The 16208-nt window shown below is 74.5% G+C and carries 15 protein-coding genes and 1 tRNA gene; 9 read left to right on the top strand and 7 right to left on the bottom strand.

The window, feature by feature from the left end; all coding sequences use genetic code 11:
- The first annotated feature begins 45 nt into the window (after positions 1-45).
- The 4 genes from BLU42_RS19430 (at position 46) to BLU42_RS19415 (ending at position 4678) form a co-directional block, all read left to right on the top strand.
- Positions 46-1047: a D-ribose ABC transporter substrate-binding protein gene (locus BLU42_RS19430; RefSeq protein ID WP_091078417.1), complete on the top strand. Its 1002-nt coding sequence runs from the start codon at positions 46-48 to the stop codon at positions 1045-1047.
- A 119-nt stretch (positions 1048-1166) separates the two neighbouring features.
- Positions 1167-2897: a dihydroxyacetone kinase family protein gene (locus BLU42_RS19425; RefSeq protein ID WP_091078413.1), complete on the top strand. Its 1731-nt coding sequence runs from the start codon at positions 1167-1169 to the stop codon at positions 2895-2897.
- Between the two features lie 57 nt (positions 2898-2954).
- Positions 2955-3431, top strand: a complete 477-nt coding sequence (locus BLU42_RS19420) for a ribose-5-phosphate isomerase (RefSeq protein WP_091078410.1) — start codon at positions 2955-2957, stop codon at positions 3429-3431.
- A 134-nt stretch (positions 3432-3565) separates the two neighbouring features.
- The gene (locus BLU42_RS19415; RefSeq protein ID WP_231918329.1) at positions 3566-4678 is read left to right on the top strand and encodes an alcohol dehydrogenase catalytic domain-containing protein; all 1113 of its coding nucleotides are present in this window, start codon (positions 3566-3568) and stop codon (positions 4676-4678) included.
- A gap of 144 nt (positions 4679-4822) precedes the next feature.
- Here the strand turns inward: BLU42_RS19415 and BLU42_RS19410 are convergent, their stop codons facing one another.
- The 3 genes from BLU42_RS19410 to BLU42_RS19400 form a co-directional block, all read right to left on the bottom strand.
- Positions 4823-5383, bottom strand: coding sequence for a hypothetical protein (locus tag BLU42_RS19410; protein ID WP_157720101.1), 561 nt, complete (start codon positions 5381-5383; stop codon positions 4823-4825).
- Positions 5384-5700: 317 nt separating this feature from the next.
- Complete coding sequence (locus BLU42_RS19405) at positions 5701-6501, bottom strand: sugar phosphate isomerase/epimerase family protein (RefSeq protein ID WP_091078404.1); 801 nt, start codon at positions 6499-6501, stop codon at positions 5701-5703.
- Between the two features lie 67 nt (positions 6502-6568).
- A complete protein-coding gene (locus BLU42_RS19400) occupies positions 6569-7726 on the bottom strand; it encodes a Gfo/Idh/MocA family protein (RefSeq protein WP_091078400.1) in 1158 nt (385 codons plus the stop codon).
- A gap of 103 nt (positions 7727-7829) precedes the next feature.
- Here BLU42_RS19400 and BLU42_RS21755 point away from each other — a divergent pair, with 103 nt between their 5' ends.
- Positions 7830-8486 (top strand): TetR/AcrR family transcriptional regulator, encoded by a 657-nt coding sequence (locus BLU42_RS21755; protein WP_197680528.1) that lies wholly within the window; start codon positions 7830-7832, stop codon positions 8484-8486.
- A gap of 1621 nt (positions 8487-10107) precedes the next feature.
- Here BLU42_RS21755 and BLU42_RS19385 read toward each other — a convergent pair.
- A complete protein-coding gene (locus tag BLU42_RS19385) occupies positions 10108-11154 on the bottom strand; it encodes a hypothetical protein (protein ID WP_091078394.1) in 1047 nt (348 codons plus the stop codon).
- 312 nt (positions 11155-11466) lie between these two features.
- Here BLU42_RS19385 and BLU42_RS19380 point away from each other — a divergent pair, with 312 nt between their 5' ends.
- Positions 11467-12156 (top strand): Mut7-C RNAse domain-containing protein, encoded by a 690-nt coding sequence (locus BLU42_RS19380; protein ID WP_091078391.1) that lies wholly within the window; start codon positions 11467-11469, stop codon positions 12154-12156.
- Positions 12153-12671 (top strand): DUF1990 family protein, encoded by a 519-nt coding sequence (locus BLU42_RS19375; RefSeq protein ID WP_231918324.1) that lies wholly within the window; start codon positions 12153-12155, stop codon positions 12669-12671. Before BLU42_RS19380 ends, BLU42_RS19375 begins: the two co-directional genes overlap by 4 nt.
- A gap of 15 nt (positions 12672-12686) precedes the next feature.
- On the opposite strand, the gene BLU42_RS19370 is transcribed toward BLU42_RS19375, so the two are convergent.
- Positions 12687-13574 (bottom strand): alpha/beta fold hydrolase, encoded by an 888-nt coding sequence (locus BLU42_RS19370; protein ID WP_091078388.1) that lies wholly within the window; start codon positions 13572-13574, stop codon positions 12687-12689.
- Between the two features lie 53 nt (positions 13575-13627).
- On the opposite strand from BLU42_RS19370, the gene BLU42_RS19365 reads away from it, so the two are divergent.
- Positions 13628-14413 (top strand): SDR family oxidoreductase, encoded by a 786-nt coding sequence (locus BLU42_RS19365; RefSeq protein WP_091078385.1) that lies wholly within the window; start codon positions 13628-13630, stop codon positions 14411-14413.
- A 5-nt stretch (positions 14414-14418) separates the two neighbouring features.
- On the opposite strand, the gene BLU42_RS19360 is transcribed toward BLU42_RS19365, so the two are convergent.
- Positions 14419-15297, bottom strand: a complete 879-nt coding sequence (locus BLU42_RS19360) for an SDR family oxidoreductase (protein WP_091078382.1) — start codon at positions 15295-15297, stop codon at positions 14419-14421.
- Between the two features lie 87 nt (positions 15298-15384).
- On the opposite strand from BLU42_RS19360, the gene BLU42_RS19355 reads away from it, so the two are divergent.
- A complete protein-coding gene (locus BLU42_RS19355; RefSeq protein ID WP_091078379.1) occupies positions 15385-15939 on the top strand; it encodes a TetR/AcrR family transcriptional regulator in 555 nt (184 codons plus the stop codon).
- 45 nt (positions 15940-15984) lie between these two features.
- On the opposite strand, the gene BLU42_RS19350 is transcribed toward BLU42_RS19355, so the two are convergent.
- Positions 15985-16057: transfer RNA gene (locus tag BLU42_RS19350), tRNA-Thr, on the bottom strand.
- Positions 16058-16208: the final 151 nt, after the last annotated feature.

The raw sequence follows: 16208 nt of genomic DNA, 5'->3' as shown, positions 1-16208 counted from the left end.
ACCACCCGCACGCACCACCCACCAGCACCACCGAAAGGAACACCGATGTTCAGCCTCCGCAAGAGCCGCCCGCTCCTCGCCGGCGCCGCCCTCCTCCTCTCCCTCGCCGCCTGCGGCGGGGGCGGCGACGCCCAGCCGGCCGCCTCCGGCGCGGCCTCCTCCGGCGGCGGCGCCGCCGGCGGGACGATCGCCATCATCACCGTCGACCCGAGCAACCCGTACTGGAAGGCCGAGGCCGACACCGCCAAGGCCGCGGTGGAGAAGCTCGGCTACAAGTCCACGGTCAACGCCAACAACAACGACCCCGAGACGCAGAACCAGCTGATCGAGACCGCCATCAACGACAAGGTCGCCGGCATCCTGCTCGACCCGGCCGGTGCCGACGAGAGCGTGGCGGCCGTCCAGAAGGCCGTGGACGCGAAGATCCCGGTCGTCCTGATCAACGCCGAGATCTCCAAGGCCGGTCTGGCCAAGGCGCAGATCGTGTCGAACAACGCGCAGGGCGCGAACCTCGGCGCCGAGGCCTGGGCCGAGGCGATGGACTACAAGGGCACCTACGTCGAGCTGTTCGGCAAGCCGAGCGACAACAACGCCCAGGTGCGCTCCGACGGCTACAAGTCGGTCATCTCGCAGTACCCCGACCTCAAGCTGGTCGGCAAGGAGATCGCCAACTGGGACCGCCAGACGGGCCAGGAGAAGATGGAGTCCCTCCTGAGCAAGAACCCCGACGTCAAGGGCGTCGTGGCCGGCAACGACGAGATGGCGCTCGGCGCGATCAACGCGCTCAAGGAGAAGGGCAAGCTCGACCAGGTCAAGGTGCTCGGCTTCGACGGCAACCAGGACGCGGTCGACGCGGTCAAGAAGGGCGAGATGGTCGCGACCGTCCTCCAGCCCATCGTCGAGGGCACCAACAAGGCGATCACCGAGCTCGACAGCGCGATCAAGACCGGCAACACCGGTGTCCCGGACGAGAAGCAGGCGCTCGACTGCACGCTGATCAACAAGGACAACGCCGACCAGGTGAACAACTTCCAGCTCAGCAGCTAGTCCCCGGAGCGACGTCCGCACCGGTCGGGGGCACTCCTCCGGCCGGTGCGGGTCGCACCCGATAGCGTCCGCACCAGCAGCCCCCGTACGCGCACCGTCGCCGATCCGCAGGAGCCCTCATGACCCACGTCTACGACGACCCGGCCACCTTCAAGGACGACGTCCTGGTCGGCTTCGCCGCCGCCTACCCCGGCCACGTGCAGCGGGTGCCCGAGGCGTCCGGCTTCGTCCGCGCCGGTGGGCCGCTCGAGGGCAAGGTCAGCACCGTCTTCGGCGGCGGCTCGGGCCACTACCCCTCCTACAGCGGGGTCGTCGGCACCGGCTTCGCCGACGGCGCCGTGCTCGGCGACCTCTTCGCCTCCCCGTCGGCCGAGCAGGTCTACCGGGTGTGCCGCGCCGCCGACGGCGGTGCGGGCGTGGTCATGGGCTTCGGCAACTACGCCGGGGACCGCCTCAACTTCAAGGTCGCCGCCGACCGTCTGGTCGCCGAGGGCATCGACACCCGGATCGTCTACGTCACCGACGACATCGCCTCCGCCGGGGCCGACAAGGTCGGCGAGCGGCGCGGCATCGCCGGGACGTTCACCGTCTACAAGGTCGCCGGCGCCGCGGCCGAGGCCGGCCTCGACCTCGACGGGGTCGAGCGGGTCATGCGCCTCGCCAACGCCCGCACCTTCTCCTTCGGCGTGGCCTTCGACGGCTGCACCATGCCGGGTGCCGACGAGCCGCTGTTCCACGTCGAGCCCGGCCGGATGGACTTCGGCCTCGGCATCCACGGCGAGCCCGGCATCACCTCCGACGACTGGATGCCCGCCCCCGCGCTCGCCGCCAAGCTGGTCGAGACCGTCCTGGCCGAGCGGCCCGCCGACGCCGACGGGCGCGCGGCCGTCCTGCTCAACGGCCTCGGCGCGACCAAGTACGAGGAGCTCTTCGCGCTCTTCGGCCCCGTGCACCGCCTCCTCGTCGAGGCCGGCGTGACCCTCGTGCAGCCCGAGGTCGGCGAGCTGGTCACCAGCCTCGACATGGCCGGCTGCTCGCTGTCGGTGACCTGGCTGGACGACGAGCTCGAGACCTACTGGACCGCCCCGGCCGACACCCCCGCCTTCCGCCGCGGCGCCGCCGTGGCGAACAACCGCTTCACCGAGCGCCGCGAGGTGAGGGCGGCGGGCGAGGACGACGCCGTGCCCGAGGCGAGCGAGGAGTCGCGCACGGCCGGGCGCGTCGCCCAGCGTGCCGTCGCCGCGCTCAGCGCGAGCGTCGAGGAGCACAAGGAGGAGCTCGGACGGCTCGACTCCGTCGCCGGGGACGGCGACCACGGCATCGGGATGAGCCGCGGCGCGCTCGCCGCGACCGAGGCTGCGGACCGTGCGGCCGGGGCCGGCGGCGGGGCGCAGACCGTGCTCGCGGCGGCCGGGGCGGCGTTCGGCGACAAGGCCGGAGGCACGAGCGGCATCCTGTGGGGCCTGCTGCTCTCCCAGATGGGCACCGAGCTCGGCAACGACGACGCCGTCGACGGCCCGCGGCTCGCGGCCGCCGTCACGACCTCCGCCGAGCGGCTGCAGGAGTTCAGCAAGGCGAGCCTGGGCGACAAGACGATGCTCGACGCGCTCTTCCCGTTCGTCGAGGCGCTGCGCCAGGGCGTCGACGCGGGCCGCCCGCTCGCCGACGCGTGGGGCGACGCCGCGCGGGCCGCGACCGACGCGGCGCAGGAGACCGCGTCGCTGACGCCGAGGATCGGCCGCGCGCGCCCGCTCGCCGAACGCAGCGTCGGCACGCCCGACCCGGGCGCCGTCTCGCTCGGCCTCATCGTCACGGCGGTCGGCGAGGTGCTGGCCGGTCCGGGCGCCTGAGCCCCTCGTACGCTCGAAGACATCCCCCCAGGAAGCCCAGGAAAGAAGGTCGATCCCATGCCCGAGGGCATCCGTCTGCTGCTCGGCGGCGACAGCGCCGGCTACCACTACAAGGACGCGCTGCTGGCCGACGCCCGCGAGGACCCGCGCGTGGCCAGCGTCGAGGACCTGGGGGTGAACGAGTCCGACCCCACGGCCGGCACCTACCCCTCCGTCGCCATCGCCGCGGCGACCAAGATCGCCAACGGCGAGGCCGACCGCGCGATCCTCGTCTGCGGCACCGGCATCGGCGTCGCCATCTCGGCGAACAAGGTCAAGGGCATCCGCGCCACGGTCGCCCACGACTCGTTCAGCGTCGAGCGCTCGATCCTGTCCAACGACTGCCAGATCCTGACCATGGGCGAGCGGGTCATCGGGCTCCAGCTCGCGCGGCGCCTGGCGAAGGAGTGGCTCGGCTACGCCTTCGACCCGACCAGCCACTCCAAGGCCAACGTCGACGAGATCGTCGACTACGAGGACAGCCTCACCGACTGACGTCGGTCGCACCGGGCGGACCGCCGGCGCCGGGACATCCACCCGGGGCCGGCGCCGGCCCGGTGGTTAGCGTGGGGCTCCGTCCCCACGCCGAGGTCCGACCTGCGGCGTGCACCCAGCAGGAAGGTCCGTCGATGACGTCCGAGACCGCGCCCACCCAGACCGGCGCCCCGCTCCCCGAGACGATGCAGGCCGTCGTCTGCCACGGCCCCGAGGACTACCGGCTCGAGGAGGTGCCCGTCCCGAAGCCCAGACCGGGCGAGGCCCTGGTCAAGGTCGAGGCCGTCGGCATCTGCGCCAGCGACCTGAAGTGCTACCACGGCGCGGTCAAGTTCTGGGGCGACGAGCAGCGGACCGCGTACGTCGAGACGCCCGTCATCCCGGGCCACGAGTTCGTCGGCACCATCGTCGAGCTCGACGCCGCCGCCTCCTCGAAGTGGGGCGTGGGAGCGGGAGACCGGGTCGTCGCGGAGCAGATCGTGCCGGACTGGACGTGCCGCTACTGCCTCGACGGTGCGTACCACATGTGCGCGACGCACGACATCTTCGGCTTCCGGCACGCGACCCCGGGCGCGATGGCGCCGTACATGATCTTCCCGGCGGGCTCGCTGGTCCACCGGGTCAGCAAGGACCTGCCGCCGGCCCACGCCGCCTTCGCCGAGCCCCTCTCCTGCGCGCTGCACGCCGTCGAGCGGGCGCAGCTGACCTTCGACGACGTGGTCGTCGTCGCCGGCTGCGGGCCGATCGGGCTGGGCATGATCGCCGGCGCCAGGGCCAAGAACCCCAAGCTCGTCGTCGGCCTCGACATGGACGACACCAAGCTCGGCATCGCGCGGGCCACCGGCGCGGACATCACGATCAACATCGCCTCGGAGGACGTCGTCGCCCGCGTCCTGGAGCTCACCGGCGGCTGGGGCGCCGACGTCTACCTCGAGGGCAGCGGGCACCCGTCGGCCGTCGGCCAGGGCCTCAACCTGCTGCGCAAGATGGGCCGCTACGTCGAGTACAGCGTCTTCGGCGCCGAGGCCAGCGTCGACTGGACGATCATCAGCGACGACAAGGAGCTGAACGTCCTCGGAGCCCACCTCGGCCCGCACACCTGGGGCGCCGCGATCCGCCTGATCGAGTCCGGCGCGCTCCCCCTCGACGACATCTGCACCCACCAGCTGCCGCTCGCGGACTTCCAGCGCGGCCTCGACCTCGTGGGGAGCGGCAAGGAGTCGATCAAGGTCAGCCTGATCCCCTGACTCTGTCCACTCTCACACTCGAGAGTGTTCGCTCGATCTTGTGGTGTTCGCGCGTGTTGCAACACGCGCGAACGACGCAAGATCGAGCGAACGCGAGGGCGAGTCCCGGGAGCGAGTCCGGGGTGGGTACGGAGGCGGAGGCCGTCAGGCGCGCGTGAGCGTGAGGGCGGCGTTGGGCAGGGTCACGACGGCGGTGCCCGCGGCGTCGTCGCAGACGACCTGGGCGGTCACGCCCTGGCCGAGGAGCTGTCCGGAGAGCGCGCTCGCGGAGCGGGAGCGGGTGAAGCCGAAGCCCTTAACCGTCACCTCGCCGTCGGCGCTCGTGGTGGTGAGCCTCAGCGCATCTGAGTCGCCCTCGTACGTGCCGGTGATCTTGCCGTTGAAGCGCATGTCGGCGTTGACCGGGCCGAGGTCGACCTTGACCGGGTCGGCGCCGTCGGAGCTGATGGTGAAGTCGCCGTCGGAGAACGAGGCGTCGATGTCGCCGCCGCTGCCCTTGCCCAGGGCGGACGCGCTGCCGCGGCCCTCCAGCGCGGTGACGCGGTACGCGCCGTCGGGGCACGCGCCGGCCGGTGCGGTGGGCGCTGCGGACGACGTCTCGCTCGACGGGGCGGGCGACGGCGCCGGCGTGGTCGGGCTCGACGAGCAGGCCGACGCCACGAGCACCGCGGCACCCGCCGCGAGCAGCCCGAACCTGGTCACCATCAGCACCCCACCACCACCGTCGTCACGGCGGTCAGCGTAGGCGACCGGCCCCAGCGCCCACCTCCGTCGACGCGGAGTGCGGCCACCCAGGTGCGGGAACCTGTGCGCGCACAGGTTCCTGACGACGTGGTGCGTGAGGTCCGGACGGGTGTGAGTCCGGTGCCGTGCCGTGCCGTGCCGAAGCGGGGCGTGAGGGAGCCGCGGTGCTCGTACGAGGTGGCGGGCCGTCCGCGAGCGTGCCGCCCGACGCGTACGGCGGTGGAGCACGCCGGGCCCGACCGGCCGCACGGGCCCGACGCTGGTCTCGTACGCCGGCGTCAGCCCCCGAGCTGGGCCTTCAGCCACGCGTGGCTCTGGGCGATGGCCTCGAAGGTGTCGCCCTCGTAGTGGTCGAACTCCAGCACGGCGTAGCGCGCGGAGGTCGCCGCGCACAGGGCGTCGGCCAGCGGGACGTCCCCGGTGCCGGCGACCGCCTGGTCCTTCGGCAGCTGCCGAGACGTGATCCCCGGGCGCATGGGCCCGTCCTTGACGTGCACGGCGACCACCCGGTCGCCGAGGCGCTGCAGGAGGCCGGCGGGGTCGACGCCGCCCGCGGTCGCCCAGTAGAGGTCGACCTCGAGGAGCACGGAGTCGTCGAGCAGGCCGGCGAAGACCTCGAGCGCCGCGGTGCCGTCGATCAGCGACGAGAGCTCGTGGTCGTGGTTGTGGTAGCCGACGCGGAGGCCCTGCTCGGCCGCCTGGACCGCGACCTCGTTGAGCCGGGCGGCGGTGCGCTCCACGTCCTCTCGGGTCTGCCACTTGGCCGCCCGCACGTGCGGGTCGATGACGGTCTCGACCCCGAGGACCTTCGCCGCGGCGAAGACCTCCTCCGCCGGCGGCCGGGTGAGCAGGCCGTCGGGGGTGTTCGCCGTCTTCTCGACGAGCACCGCGTGCGCGGTCGGCGAGTGCAGCCCGTGCTTGTCGAAGGACGCCTTGAGCGCGTCGGCCCGGCGGACGAAGTCGAAGGCCTCGACCGTGGTCAGGCCGGTTTCGGCGAGACGGGCCAGCGAACCGTCCAGGTCGGCGTCGAGCTCGTCGTGGATCGAGTAGAGCTGGGCCGAGATCTCGGGCGTGGGCATGGGCGTGCTCCTTCTGCGTCGCTGCGAGGGGTGGGCCGGGCTCGGTCCGGGTCGGACCGGGCTGCTGCTAGAGGGTGGCGGCGAACGGGTCGAACGCCTCGTCGACGAGCGGCACCCGCTCGACGCGGCTCTCGACCTCGACCACCTGCCCGTCGCGGACCGAGTCGTCGATCGCGACCATGGTGTCGAGCACGTGGTAGGCGAGGTCGCCGGAGGCGAGCGGGCGCCCGCCCGTGCGCGCGGCGCGCGCCAGGTCGAGGACGCCGAGGCCGCGCTCGGCGTACGCGCCGGTGACGGGGACGTCCTCCCAGGTCTGCGGGCCCTGGTTGACGGCCCGGACCTCCTCGGGCGTGCGCGCGTCGCCGAGGACCGGGCCGCGCGCGATCCGGACCTCACCGGTGAAGCGGTTCGGGTCGGGGATCACGAGGGTCCCCTCGGTGCCGGTGACCTCGACGACGCCCTGCCGCTTGAGCGGGGAGTCGAAGCTGAACAGGCTCTGGCTGACGCCGCCGTCGACGTACGAGGCGATCGCGGAGACGAGCGTCGGAACCTGCACCGGGTAGGTCTCGCCGCGCCGCGGACCGACCTGGACCGAGCGCTCCGTACGGCCGGTGGAGCCGAACGCGGCGACGTTCTTGACCGAGCCGAAGACCTGCACGAGCGTCGTCAGGTAGTAGGGGCCCATGTCGAAGAGCGGGCCGCCGCCGGGGGCGTAGTAGAAGTCGGGGTTCGGGTGGAAGATGTCCGGCCCGATGTACTGCATGACGGTCTGGGCCGACAACGGCTCGCCGATGTCGCCGCGGGCGATGGCGCGCCGGGCCGACTGGACGCCCGGGCCGAGGACCGTGTCGGGGGCGCAGCCGACGAGCAGGCCGGCCTCCGCGGCGCGGGCCAGCAGCTCGCGCCCGCTCTCGCGGTCGGTGCTGATCGGCTTCTCCGACCAGACGTGCTTGCCGGCGGCGACCGCGCGGGAGGACACCTCGGCGTGGAAGGCGGGCAGTGTCAGGTTGACGACCAGCTCGACGTCGGGGTGCGAGAGCACGTCGTTGGGGCTGCCCCAGGCGGGGACCCCGAACCGCTCGGCCTGGGCCCGCGCCACCTCGGGGTTGAGGTCGCCGAGCACGACCACCCGCAGGTCGGGGAACCGGCCGAGGTTCTCCAGGTAGGTGCTGCTGATCATGCCGGTGCCGATGAACCCGACGCCGACGGGACCGCTGGAAGCCATCGTTCTCCTCGTCCGCAGGTGCACGGCCGTCCCGGCCGCCGCTTCGTCCGAATGCTAACCAAGTGCTAACTTTTCGGCCGGCGCGGGTCCGAGGAGGTGGGCGGTGCAGACGGGGCCGAGAGAGACGACGGGACCGGTCCCGGACGCCGACCTGGTCGCGCCCCGCTCCGGCCGAGGGCCCTACCGCAAGGGCCTCGAGCGGCGCTCCGCCATCGTGCGGGCCGCGACCCAGGTCTTCGCCGAGCGCGGCTACCACGGCGGCTCGCTGCGGACGATCGCCGAGCGCGTCGGGGTCTCCTCCGCCTCGCTCGTGCAGTACTTCGGCACGAAGGAGGGCCTGCTCGCCGCCGTCCTCTCCGAGTGGGGACGCGCCAGCCGGCCCGCCGGCCTCGACGGGCTGCGCGGCCTGGCCTGGATCCGCAGCATGCGCGAGGCGATGGCGTACAACGCCGTCCACCCCGGGCTCATCGAGCTCTTCCTCACCCTGTCCGCGGAGGCCACCAGCCCGGACCACCCGGCCCGGGCCTTCGTGCAGGAGCGGTACGCGACCGTGGTCGGCGAGCACGCCGGGCACCTGCTCGAGGCGGTCGAGGACGGCGAGGTGGGCGCGATGAGCGCGGAGCGGGCCGAGCACGAGGCCCGGCTCTTCGTCGCGGCGATGGACGGCATCGAGCTGCAGTGGCTCCTCGACCCGCGCGTCGACCTGCTCGAGCTCTTCGAGCACCTCCTCGAGGTGACGCTCGCGCGCTGGGCGGCCTGAGCGCGGCGCAGGAGGGTCAGACCGGCCAGCAGCAGGAGCAGCGCGGCCCCCGCGAGCCCGGTGAGGCCGGCGGCCGCCCCGGTCTGCGCCAGGTGGTCGCTCCCCTGCCCCGAGCCGGCCGAGCCACGCGGCCCGGACAGGAGCAGCGTGTCGTCCGCACCGCGGCGGACGTCCGACCCGTTGCCGGCGCCGTTGCCGTTGTCACCGCCGTTGCCGTCGCCGTCACCGGGGGTGGTCGGCGTGGTGGGCGTGGTCGACGTGCCGGTGTTGCAGCCGAGCGCGTTCACCAGGACGCAGGCGTCGACCGAGCCGACGCCGGGGACGGTGCCGTCGACGGTCCCGACGACGACCGGCACCACGGGGACGACCGGGCCGGTCGGGGTCCCGCTGCCGGTCCCGTCGGTCCCGTCGGCGCAGCCGAGGGCGTTCACCAGGACGCAGGCGTCCACGCCGCCGACGAGCGGGAGGTCGGTGTCGACCTGGCCGACGACCGGGGGCAGCAGCACCGGCAGCACCGGCGTCGTGCCGGTGCCGTCCGTGACGCCCCCGCAGGCCGCCGCGTTCACGAGGACGCAGGCGTCGACGTCGCCGACGACCGGCAGGTCGGCGGTGGCCTCGGCGATCGCGGTCACGACGGCCGCGGCGTCATCCGAGCCGGAGCCCGACCCGTTCGAGGCCGACCCGTTCGTGCCCGAGCCGTCCGAGCCCGTGCCGCCGTGGGTGGTGCAGCCGGTCGCGTCCACCAGGACGCACGCGTCGAGGTCGCCGACCACGGGGACGTCGTCCGCGGTCGCGGTCACGACGGAGCTGATCAGCGTGCCCGCGCCGCCCGTGGAGGCGCCCGTCGAGCCGTCGGTGGGACCACCAGCAGAACCACCGACGGAGGTGCCGGAGCCGGCCGAGCCGGCCGAGCCCTCGGAGCAGCCGTCCGCGTTGACCAGCACGCACGCCTGCACCGGCAGGTCCACCACGCTCGCGTCGGCGAGGATGCGGGCAGCGGGGAGAAGCTCGTCCAGCAGCCGCACGTCGGCGCGGACGACCAGCGCGCCGCAGCCCGATCGGCCTTCACCTCGGCCGCCTTCGCCCGGGCCGTCAGGGTGCTCGTCGCGTGCTGGCTCTGCCCGACGGTGGCGCGGGCGCCGACGTGCGCCGTCGACCGGTTGGGGCGGGTCGTGCTGCTGGACCGGTGCGTACCGGCGTCGACGCGGACCGCCGTACGCCGGGGCGTGAGGTCGACGTCCGCACGGACCTTGACCGGCGTGCGCAGGGACACCTTCAGCCCGCCCGAGCGGTGGGCCGACGTCGACGTCGATGCGGAGCTCGTGGTGGACGAGCTCTTGTGGTCGGTGTGAGTGGAGACCTTGACGACGCCGAGGTCGAGACCGTGGTCGTCGGCCTGGGCGGCACCGGTGGTCAGGGCGAGGGCCCCGACGGTGCAGGCTGCTCCGGCGAGCAGGCGGGTGAGCCATGGGTTCATGGGGGTTGCTTCTCTCTACGGGTTCAGGGGACGGGCCCGCACCTCGACCAGGAGGCGGGTGGGGCCCAGGGACCGGCGCGCAAGGGACGCCGTGCCGACGCACCGCCCGGGGGCGGGGTGGGCACCTGGGTGCAGGGAGAGAGCTCAGTCAGGAGCGAAGCCGGGCTGGCGCAGCAGCCGCGACGTGTGCCCGTGGCGCCCGGGGACGGGGGACGGGCGGAGGGCGGTCAGGCCGGCCGGGCCGGCGACCGCGAGGAGGGCGAGCAGCGCGAGGCCGAGGCCGGCGGTGCTCGCCGAGCCGCCGGGAGCCGCGCCCAGACCGGCGCCGGCGGCGCCGAGCCCGGTGAGCAGCGAGAGGCCGGCGTCCGCGGCAGCCGCCACGGGACGGACCGCGGTGCCGCCGCTGCGGGACGCGGTGACGCCGTCGGCGGCGGGGCTCAGGACCCGGGGGCCGACCAGGCCGGCCGGGGTCGGGCTGCTCGTCGCGGACGAGCCGGACGGCCGGACCGCGGTCGCGGTCGACGCGAGGTCGGGAGCGGTGGCCGACGCGGAGGTCGGTGCCGGCACGGCCGGCAGGGCGGACGGCACGGGCAGGTCGACGGGAGCGAGGACCGGCGGCAGCCCCACCTCGACCGCGACGACCGGCAGCGTCACACGGCCGAGGTCGACGACCGGCACGTCCACGGCCACGTCCAGACGCGGCAGCACCGAGGTCAGGTCGAGCGAGGAGGGCAGCACGGCGGCGGTGACGTCGGCGAGGACCGTCGTCGACACCCTGGCCGGACCGACCTGCGCGGCCACGGCGGCGGGCCGCACGCTCGCGCGCAGGAGGTCGGAGGCCACGGTGCTCGCCGCGCGGTCGAGGCGTACGGCGGGCGCCGACGCCCTCCGGGTCGTCTGCTTGGTCGCCTTGGTCGCCTTGGTCGCCTTCGTCACGACGGTCTTGGCCGGGCTCGTCCTCGCCGGCACCGGCTTCACGGCGGGCGTGGAGTGCGCCCGCTCCACCCGGATCACGGGCTTCGCGGCGCGGTGGACGGTGCGGGCGACCGGCTTGACGACGGTGCGGACCGACGCCCGCGGCGAGGAGTGCGTGGCCGGGCGAGGCGCGGAGGCCTTCGAGCCCGATGAGTGCTTCGGTGCGGAGGAGGCGTGCGACGAACCGCCGGTGACCTTCTTCACGGTGCTCGACACCTGGTCGAGCGTGCCGCCGAGGCCGGTGTCGGCCGACGCGGAGCCCGCGGTGACCGCCAGACCCGCCGCACCCGCGGCCAGGACCAGTCCGGCCCGCAGCGCCCAGCGGCGCGCACGAGCACCAGCGGCGTCTCGGGACCCTTCCCTGCGCCGCCACCCCTGGCCCCCGAGGCCTGACGTGTCGATGCCGGAACTCAACCACCGGGCCGGACGAGCCGCCGGAGATCTCTACGGGATTCAGAACATTCTCAGCGAGCCCTGCGCCGTGCCGCCGTCGCCACCGCACGCCGGCCGGGCACGCAGGATGGAGGGGTGACCAGCGACCGACTCACCCTCGTGGTCGACCCCGGGCTGTGGGTGCTCCTGCCGGCGGCGCGGCGGCGTCCGCGGGCCGAGGTGGCCTGGGACGGCACGTCCTCGCTCGGCCACGTCGTCGAGGCGGCGGGCGTCCCGCTGACCGAGGTCGGCGCGGTGACGCGGGCCGAGGGCTCCGAGGAGGTCCACGTCTCCCCCGTCGCGCGACCCCAACGGCCCGACGGCTGGCTCGGCGGCTTCGTGCTCGACGTCCACCTCGGCGCGCTTGCGCGCCGGCTGCGGCTGCTCGGCCTCGACACCGCGTGGCCCGAGGAGGCGGGCGACCCCGCCCTGGTCGAGCTGGCCAATGCGGAGCGCCGGGTCCTGCTGACCCAGGATCGCGGGCTGCTCAAGCGGCGCGCGTTGTGGGCCGGGGCGTACGTGCGGGGCTCCGACCCCGACGACCAGCTGACCGACGTGCTCGACCGCTTCCGCCCGGCCCTGCGCCCGTGGTCGCGCTGCACCGCCTGCAACGGGGTCCTCGTCGACGCGACCAAGGCCGAGGTCGCACACCTGCTCGAGCCGGGGACGCTCCGCTCGCAGGACACCTTCGCCCGGTGCCCGGGCTGCGGCCGCGTCTACTGGCCCGGCGCCCACACCGAGCGCCTCGCGCGCGTCGTCGCCCTCGCCGTCGGGGAGCAGGCGTGAGCGGGGCGCGGGACCTGGCGGGGCTGCCCCTGTCCTACGCCGAGGTCGGCTCGACCGGTGGCGCGCTGCCGGACGGCTACCACCACCTCGACGTGACGCGCGTGGTCGGGCAGGGCCGCGACTGGTTCGACGTGGCCGCCGCGCGGGTGCTGACCTGGCAGGTGCAGCGCCGGGCCGGCATCCGGGTGGACGCGGAGCGCGAGGTGGCGCTCGGCGTCCGGGCCGTCCTCGGCCTCGGCGTCGGGCCGCTGCTGGTCCGCGCCCCCGTCGAGGTCGTGGTGGTCACGAGCGAGCAGGACCGCGTCGGCTTCGCGTACGGGACGCTCGCCGGGCACCCCGAGCTCGGCGAGGAGCGCTTCGAGGTCGCGCTGCGCGAGGACGGTGCCGTGGAGGCGAGGGTCCGGGCCTTCTCGCGGCCCGGGCGGTGGTTCACCCGGCTGGCCGGTCCGGTCGGGCGCGGCCTGCAGCGCACGATGACGGACCGCTACCTGGACGCCCTCACCCAGCCGCGCTGAGCGGACGCCCGCCCGTCACGGGTGCGCGGCCAGGTGGGCGAGCACCAGGTCGGCCACCGCCTCGGGGGCCTCGCGCTGGGGGAAGTGGCCGACGCCGTCGAGCACCACCCGCCGGTACGCGTCGAAGCAGCCCTCCAGCCCCTCCGACTCCGACGGCGGGTCGCAGGCGTCCGCGCCGCCCTGGATCATCAGCGTCGGGACGCCGAGGTGGTCGACCGCCGCGACGCGGCGGCGCAGGTCGTCGTACCGAGGGTCGACGGGCTCGTCGGCGAGGAAGCGTGAGCGGTAGCCGTTCAGCGTGGTGGCGGGCCAGTCCGGGTGCCGGAACGCGACCTCCGCCGTCGCCTCCAGCTCGGCCTCGTCCCACCAGCCCGGCGGGCTCCACGTCTCCCACTGCCGCCGAGCGAAGCCGACCGGGTCCGCGCGCACGGCCTGCGCGCCCGCGTCGACGTACATCAGCCACTGGTACCAGAAGTTCTGCGCCTGCGCCCACGAGGGAAAGCGGAACTCCCCGCGCGGCTGGTAGGCCAGCGCCAGCCCGGCGATGCTGCTCAGCCGCTCCGGCACCAGCGCGGCGAGCACGTAGGCGACCCGGGCGCCCCAGTCGTGGCCGACCACCGCGAACCGCTCGAGCCCCAGCCCGTCGGCCAGGTCGAGCACGTCGGCGGCCAGGGCGTACGCGGTCGCGTCGCGGACGGTCCCGGCCGAGCGGAACCGCGTGCCGCCGGTGCCCCGCCACTCGGGCAGCAGCACCCGGTGGCCGGCGTCGGCCAGGCGTGCCGCGACCGGGGTCCAGCCCCGGGCGGCGTCGGGCCAGCCGTGCAGGAGCAGGACCGGGGCCCCGTCGGCCGGGCCGGCCTCGGTGTAGGCGAGCTCGAGGACCTCGGTGGTCAGCGTGGGCACGGGCGGAGCGTACGGCCCGCACCGCGACCTGAGGCGGGTGGTGGGATGGGCGGGTGCCCGAGCCCAGCGTCGCCGCCCTGTTCGACCTCACCGGCACGACCGCGCTGGTGACCGGCTCGAGCCGGGGCATCGGGCGGGCGCTGGCCGAGGGCCTCGCGGGGGCCGGCGCGACCGTCGTCCTCAACGGCCGCGACACCGTGCGGCTGGAGCGGACCCGCGCCGAGCTCGCGGACCGCTTCGGAGAGGACCGCGTGCGCGCGTACGCCTTCGACGTCACCGACGCCGCCGCGGTCGACGCCGCCGTCGCCGAGGTGGAGACGGGCGTGGGCGCGATCGGCGTGCTGGTCAACAACGCCGGGGTGCAGCACCGCGTCCCGCTCGTCGACCTCGACGTGGCCGACTGGCGACGGGTGATCGACACCGACCTCACCGCGGCGTTCCTCGTCGGCCGCGCGGTCGCCCGGGGCATGATCAGCCGCGGCCGGGGCAAGATCGTCAACATCGCGTCAGTCCAGTCCGACCTCGCCCGGCCCGGCATCGCGCCCTACACCGCGGCCAAGGGCGGCCTGCGCAACCTCACCCGGGCGATGGCCGCGGAGTGGGCCGGCGCCGGGCTGCAGGTGAACGCGCTCGCCCCCGGCTACCTCGCGACGGAGATGACGCAGGCCCTCGTCGACGACGAACAGTTCACGGCCTGGGTCGTCGGCCGCACCCCGGCCGCCCGGTGGGGCACGACCGCCGACCTCGTCGGCCCCACCGTCTGGCTCGCCTCCCCCGCCTCCGACTTCGTCCAGGGGCAGACGATCTTCGTCGACGGCGGCATGACCGTCGTCGTCTGAGCGGCTCAGCGCCCACCGAAGTACGAACCCTCGTCGAGGTCGGCGAGCAGGCCCGGGTGCGTCGGTTCCCAGCCGAGCAGCTCGGTGGTGAGGGCGTGCGAGGCCCGGACGTCCATGGAGAAGAACGGGCCCATCCAGCCGAAGTGCTGCTGGGCCGCCTCCCCCGGCTCCACCGCGGTGACACCTACGCCCAGATGCCGCGCGATGGTCTCGGCGATCGCCCGCGTCGCGATGCCCTCCTCGGCCGCGCCGTGCAGCACCGACCCGGCCGGCGCCGACTCGACCGCAAGCCGGAAGAGCCGGGCGGCGTCGAGGCGGTGGACCGCCGGCCAGGTGCCCGAGCCGTCCCCGACGTACGCCGACGTGCCGCGCTCGCGCGCGATGCCGATCAACGCAGGGACGAAGCCGCCGTCGCCCGGGCCGTGCACGCTCGGCGCCAGCCGGAGCTCGACCGCCCGGACGCCGCGGTCCGCGTGCGCCAGGGCGGTCGCGCGGTAGGGCTGCGCCGGCACGTCGCGCTCGGTGACGACGCGGCCGGCCGGCAGCCCGAGCGTGCCGGACGCCGTGACGAGGGCCTTGCCGGTGCCCTCCAGCGAATCGGCCATGGCGGTGATGGCCGTGGCGTCGGTGACGCCGGCGGCGGCGAAGTTCGCGAAGTCGTGGACGAAGCCGAGGTGGATGGTCCCGTCCGCACCGGTCGCGCCACGGCGCAGGGCGTCGAGGTCGGCGAGGTCGCCGCGGATCACCGCCGCACCGGCCTCCTCGAGCCGGGCGGCAGAGGTGTCCGAGCGCGCCAGGCCGGTGACCGTGTGGCCGGCGGCGAGCAGCTCGGGGACGACGGCCGAGCCGATGAAGCCGGTCGCGCCGGTGACGAAGACGTGCATGGTCTCTCCTTGATGTCAGTGACTGACGTGGTGGTGCCGCCACCGTAGCACCGCCATGTCAGTGACTGCCGTCAGTAGGATCGGCGCATGGGTCGCTGGCAGCCGGACGCGCGGACGCGCCTGGAGCGGGCCGGGCTCGAGCTGTTCGAGGAGCGCGGCTACGAGGCCACGACCGTCGCCGACATCGCCGCCGTGGCCGGGCTGACCGAGCGCACCTTCTTCCGCCACTTCGCCGACAAGCGCGAGGTGCTGTTCAGCGGCTCGACCGTGCTGGCCGAGGTGATGAGCCAGGCCGTCGCCGAGGCCCCGGCCGACGCGACGCCCTCGGAGGCGGTGCGGGCCGGCCTGGCCGCGAGCGCGTCGTTCTTCGACGACCGGCGGGCCCACGCGGGTCGGCGCCAGGCCGTGGTGGCGGGCAACCCGGTGCTCCTGGAGCGCGAGCTCATGAAGATGGCGACGCTGACCGACGCCCTGGCCGGCGCCCTGCGCGGGCGTGGCGTCGCCGAACCGGCCGCGACCCTCGCCGCCGAGGTCGGCGTGCTGGTGTTCCGCGTGGGCTTCGGCCGCTGGCTGGAGGAGGACCGCCCGATGGGCGAGGTCTTCGACGAGACGTACGCGGCCGTGGGTGCGGCGAGCGTCTGAGTCGAGGTCGGGTCTGGCACGCGCGGTCGACGACCGGGGCCGGGGAGCCACCTGTCGGATTCGAACCGACGACCTACGCTTTACGAGAGCGTCGCTCTACCAACTGAGCTAAGGCGGCACGCGCGCGAGGCGCGGGGACCAACAATAGCGTCCAGACGCGGTCGCGTCGAAGCGGAAGCCGCGGGCGGGACGCCCACCCCCTCGTGATCATCAGGCGCGCGACAGCGCCGCCGCAGCGCCCGCACAGGGCCGCCCCGGATCGTCGTGAC

The organism is Microlunatus sagamiharensis, assembly GCF_900105785.1.
Lineage (GTDB): Bacteria > Actinomycetota > Actinomycetes > Propionibacteriales > Propionibacteriaceae > Microlunatus > Microlunatus sagamiharensis.
This window is presented reverse-complemented; position numbering and strand designations above follow the sequence as displayed.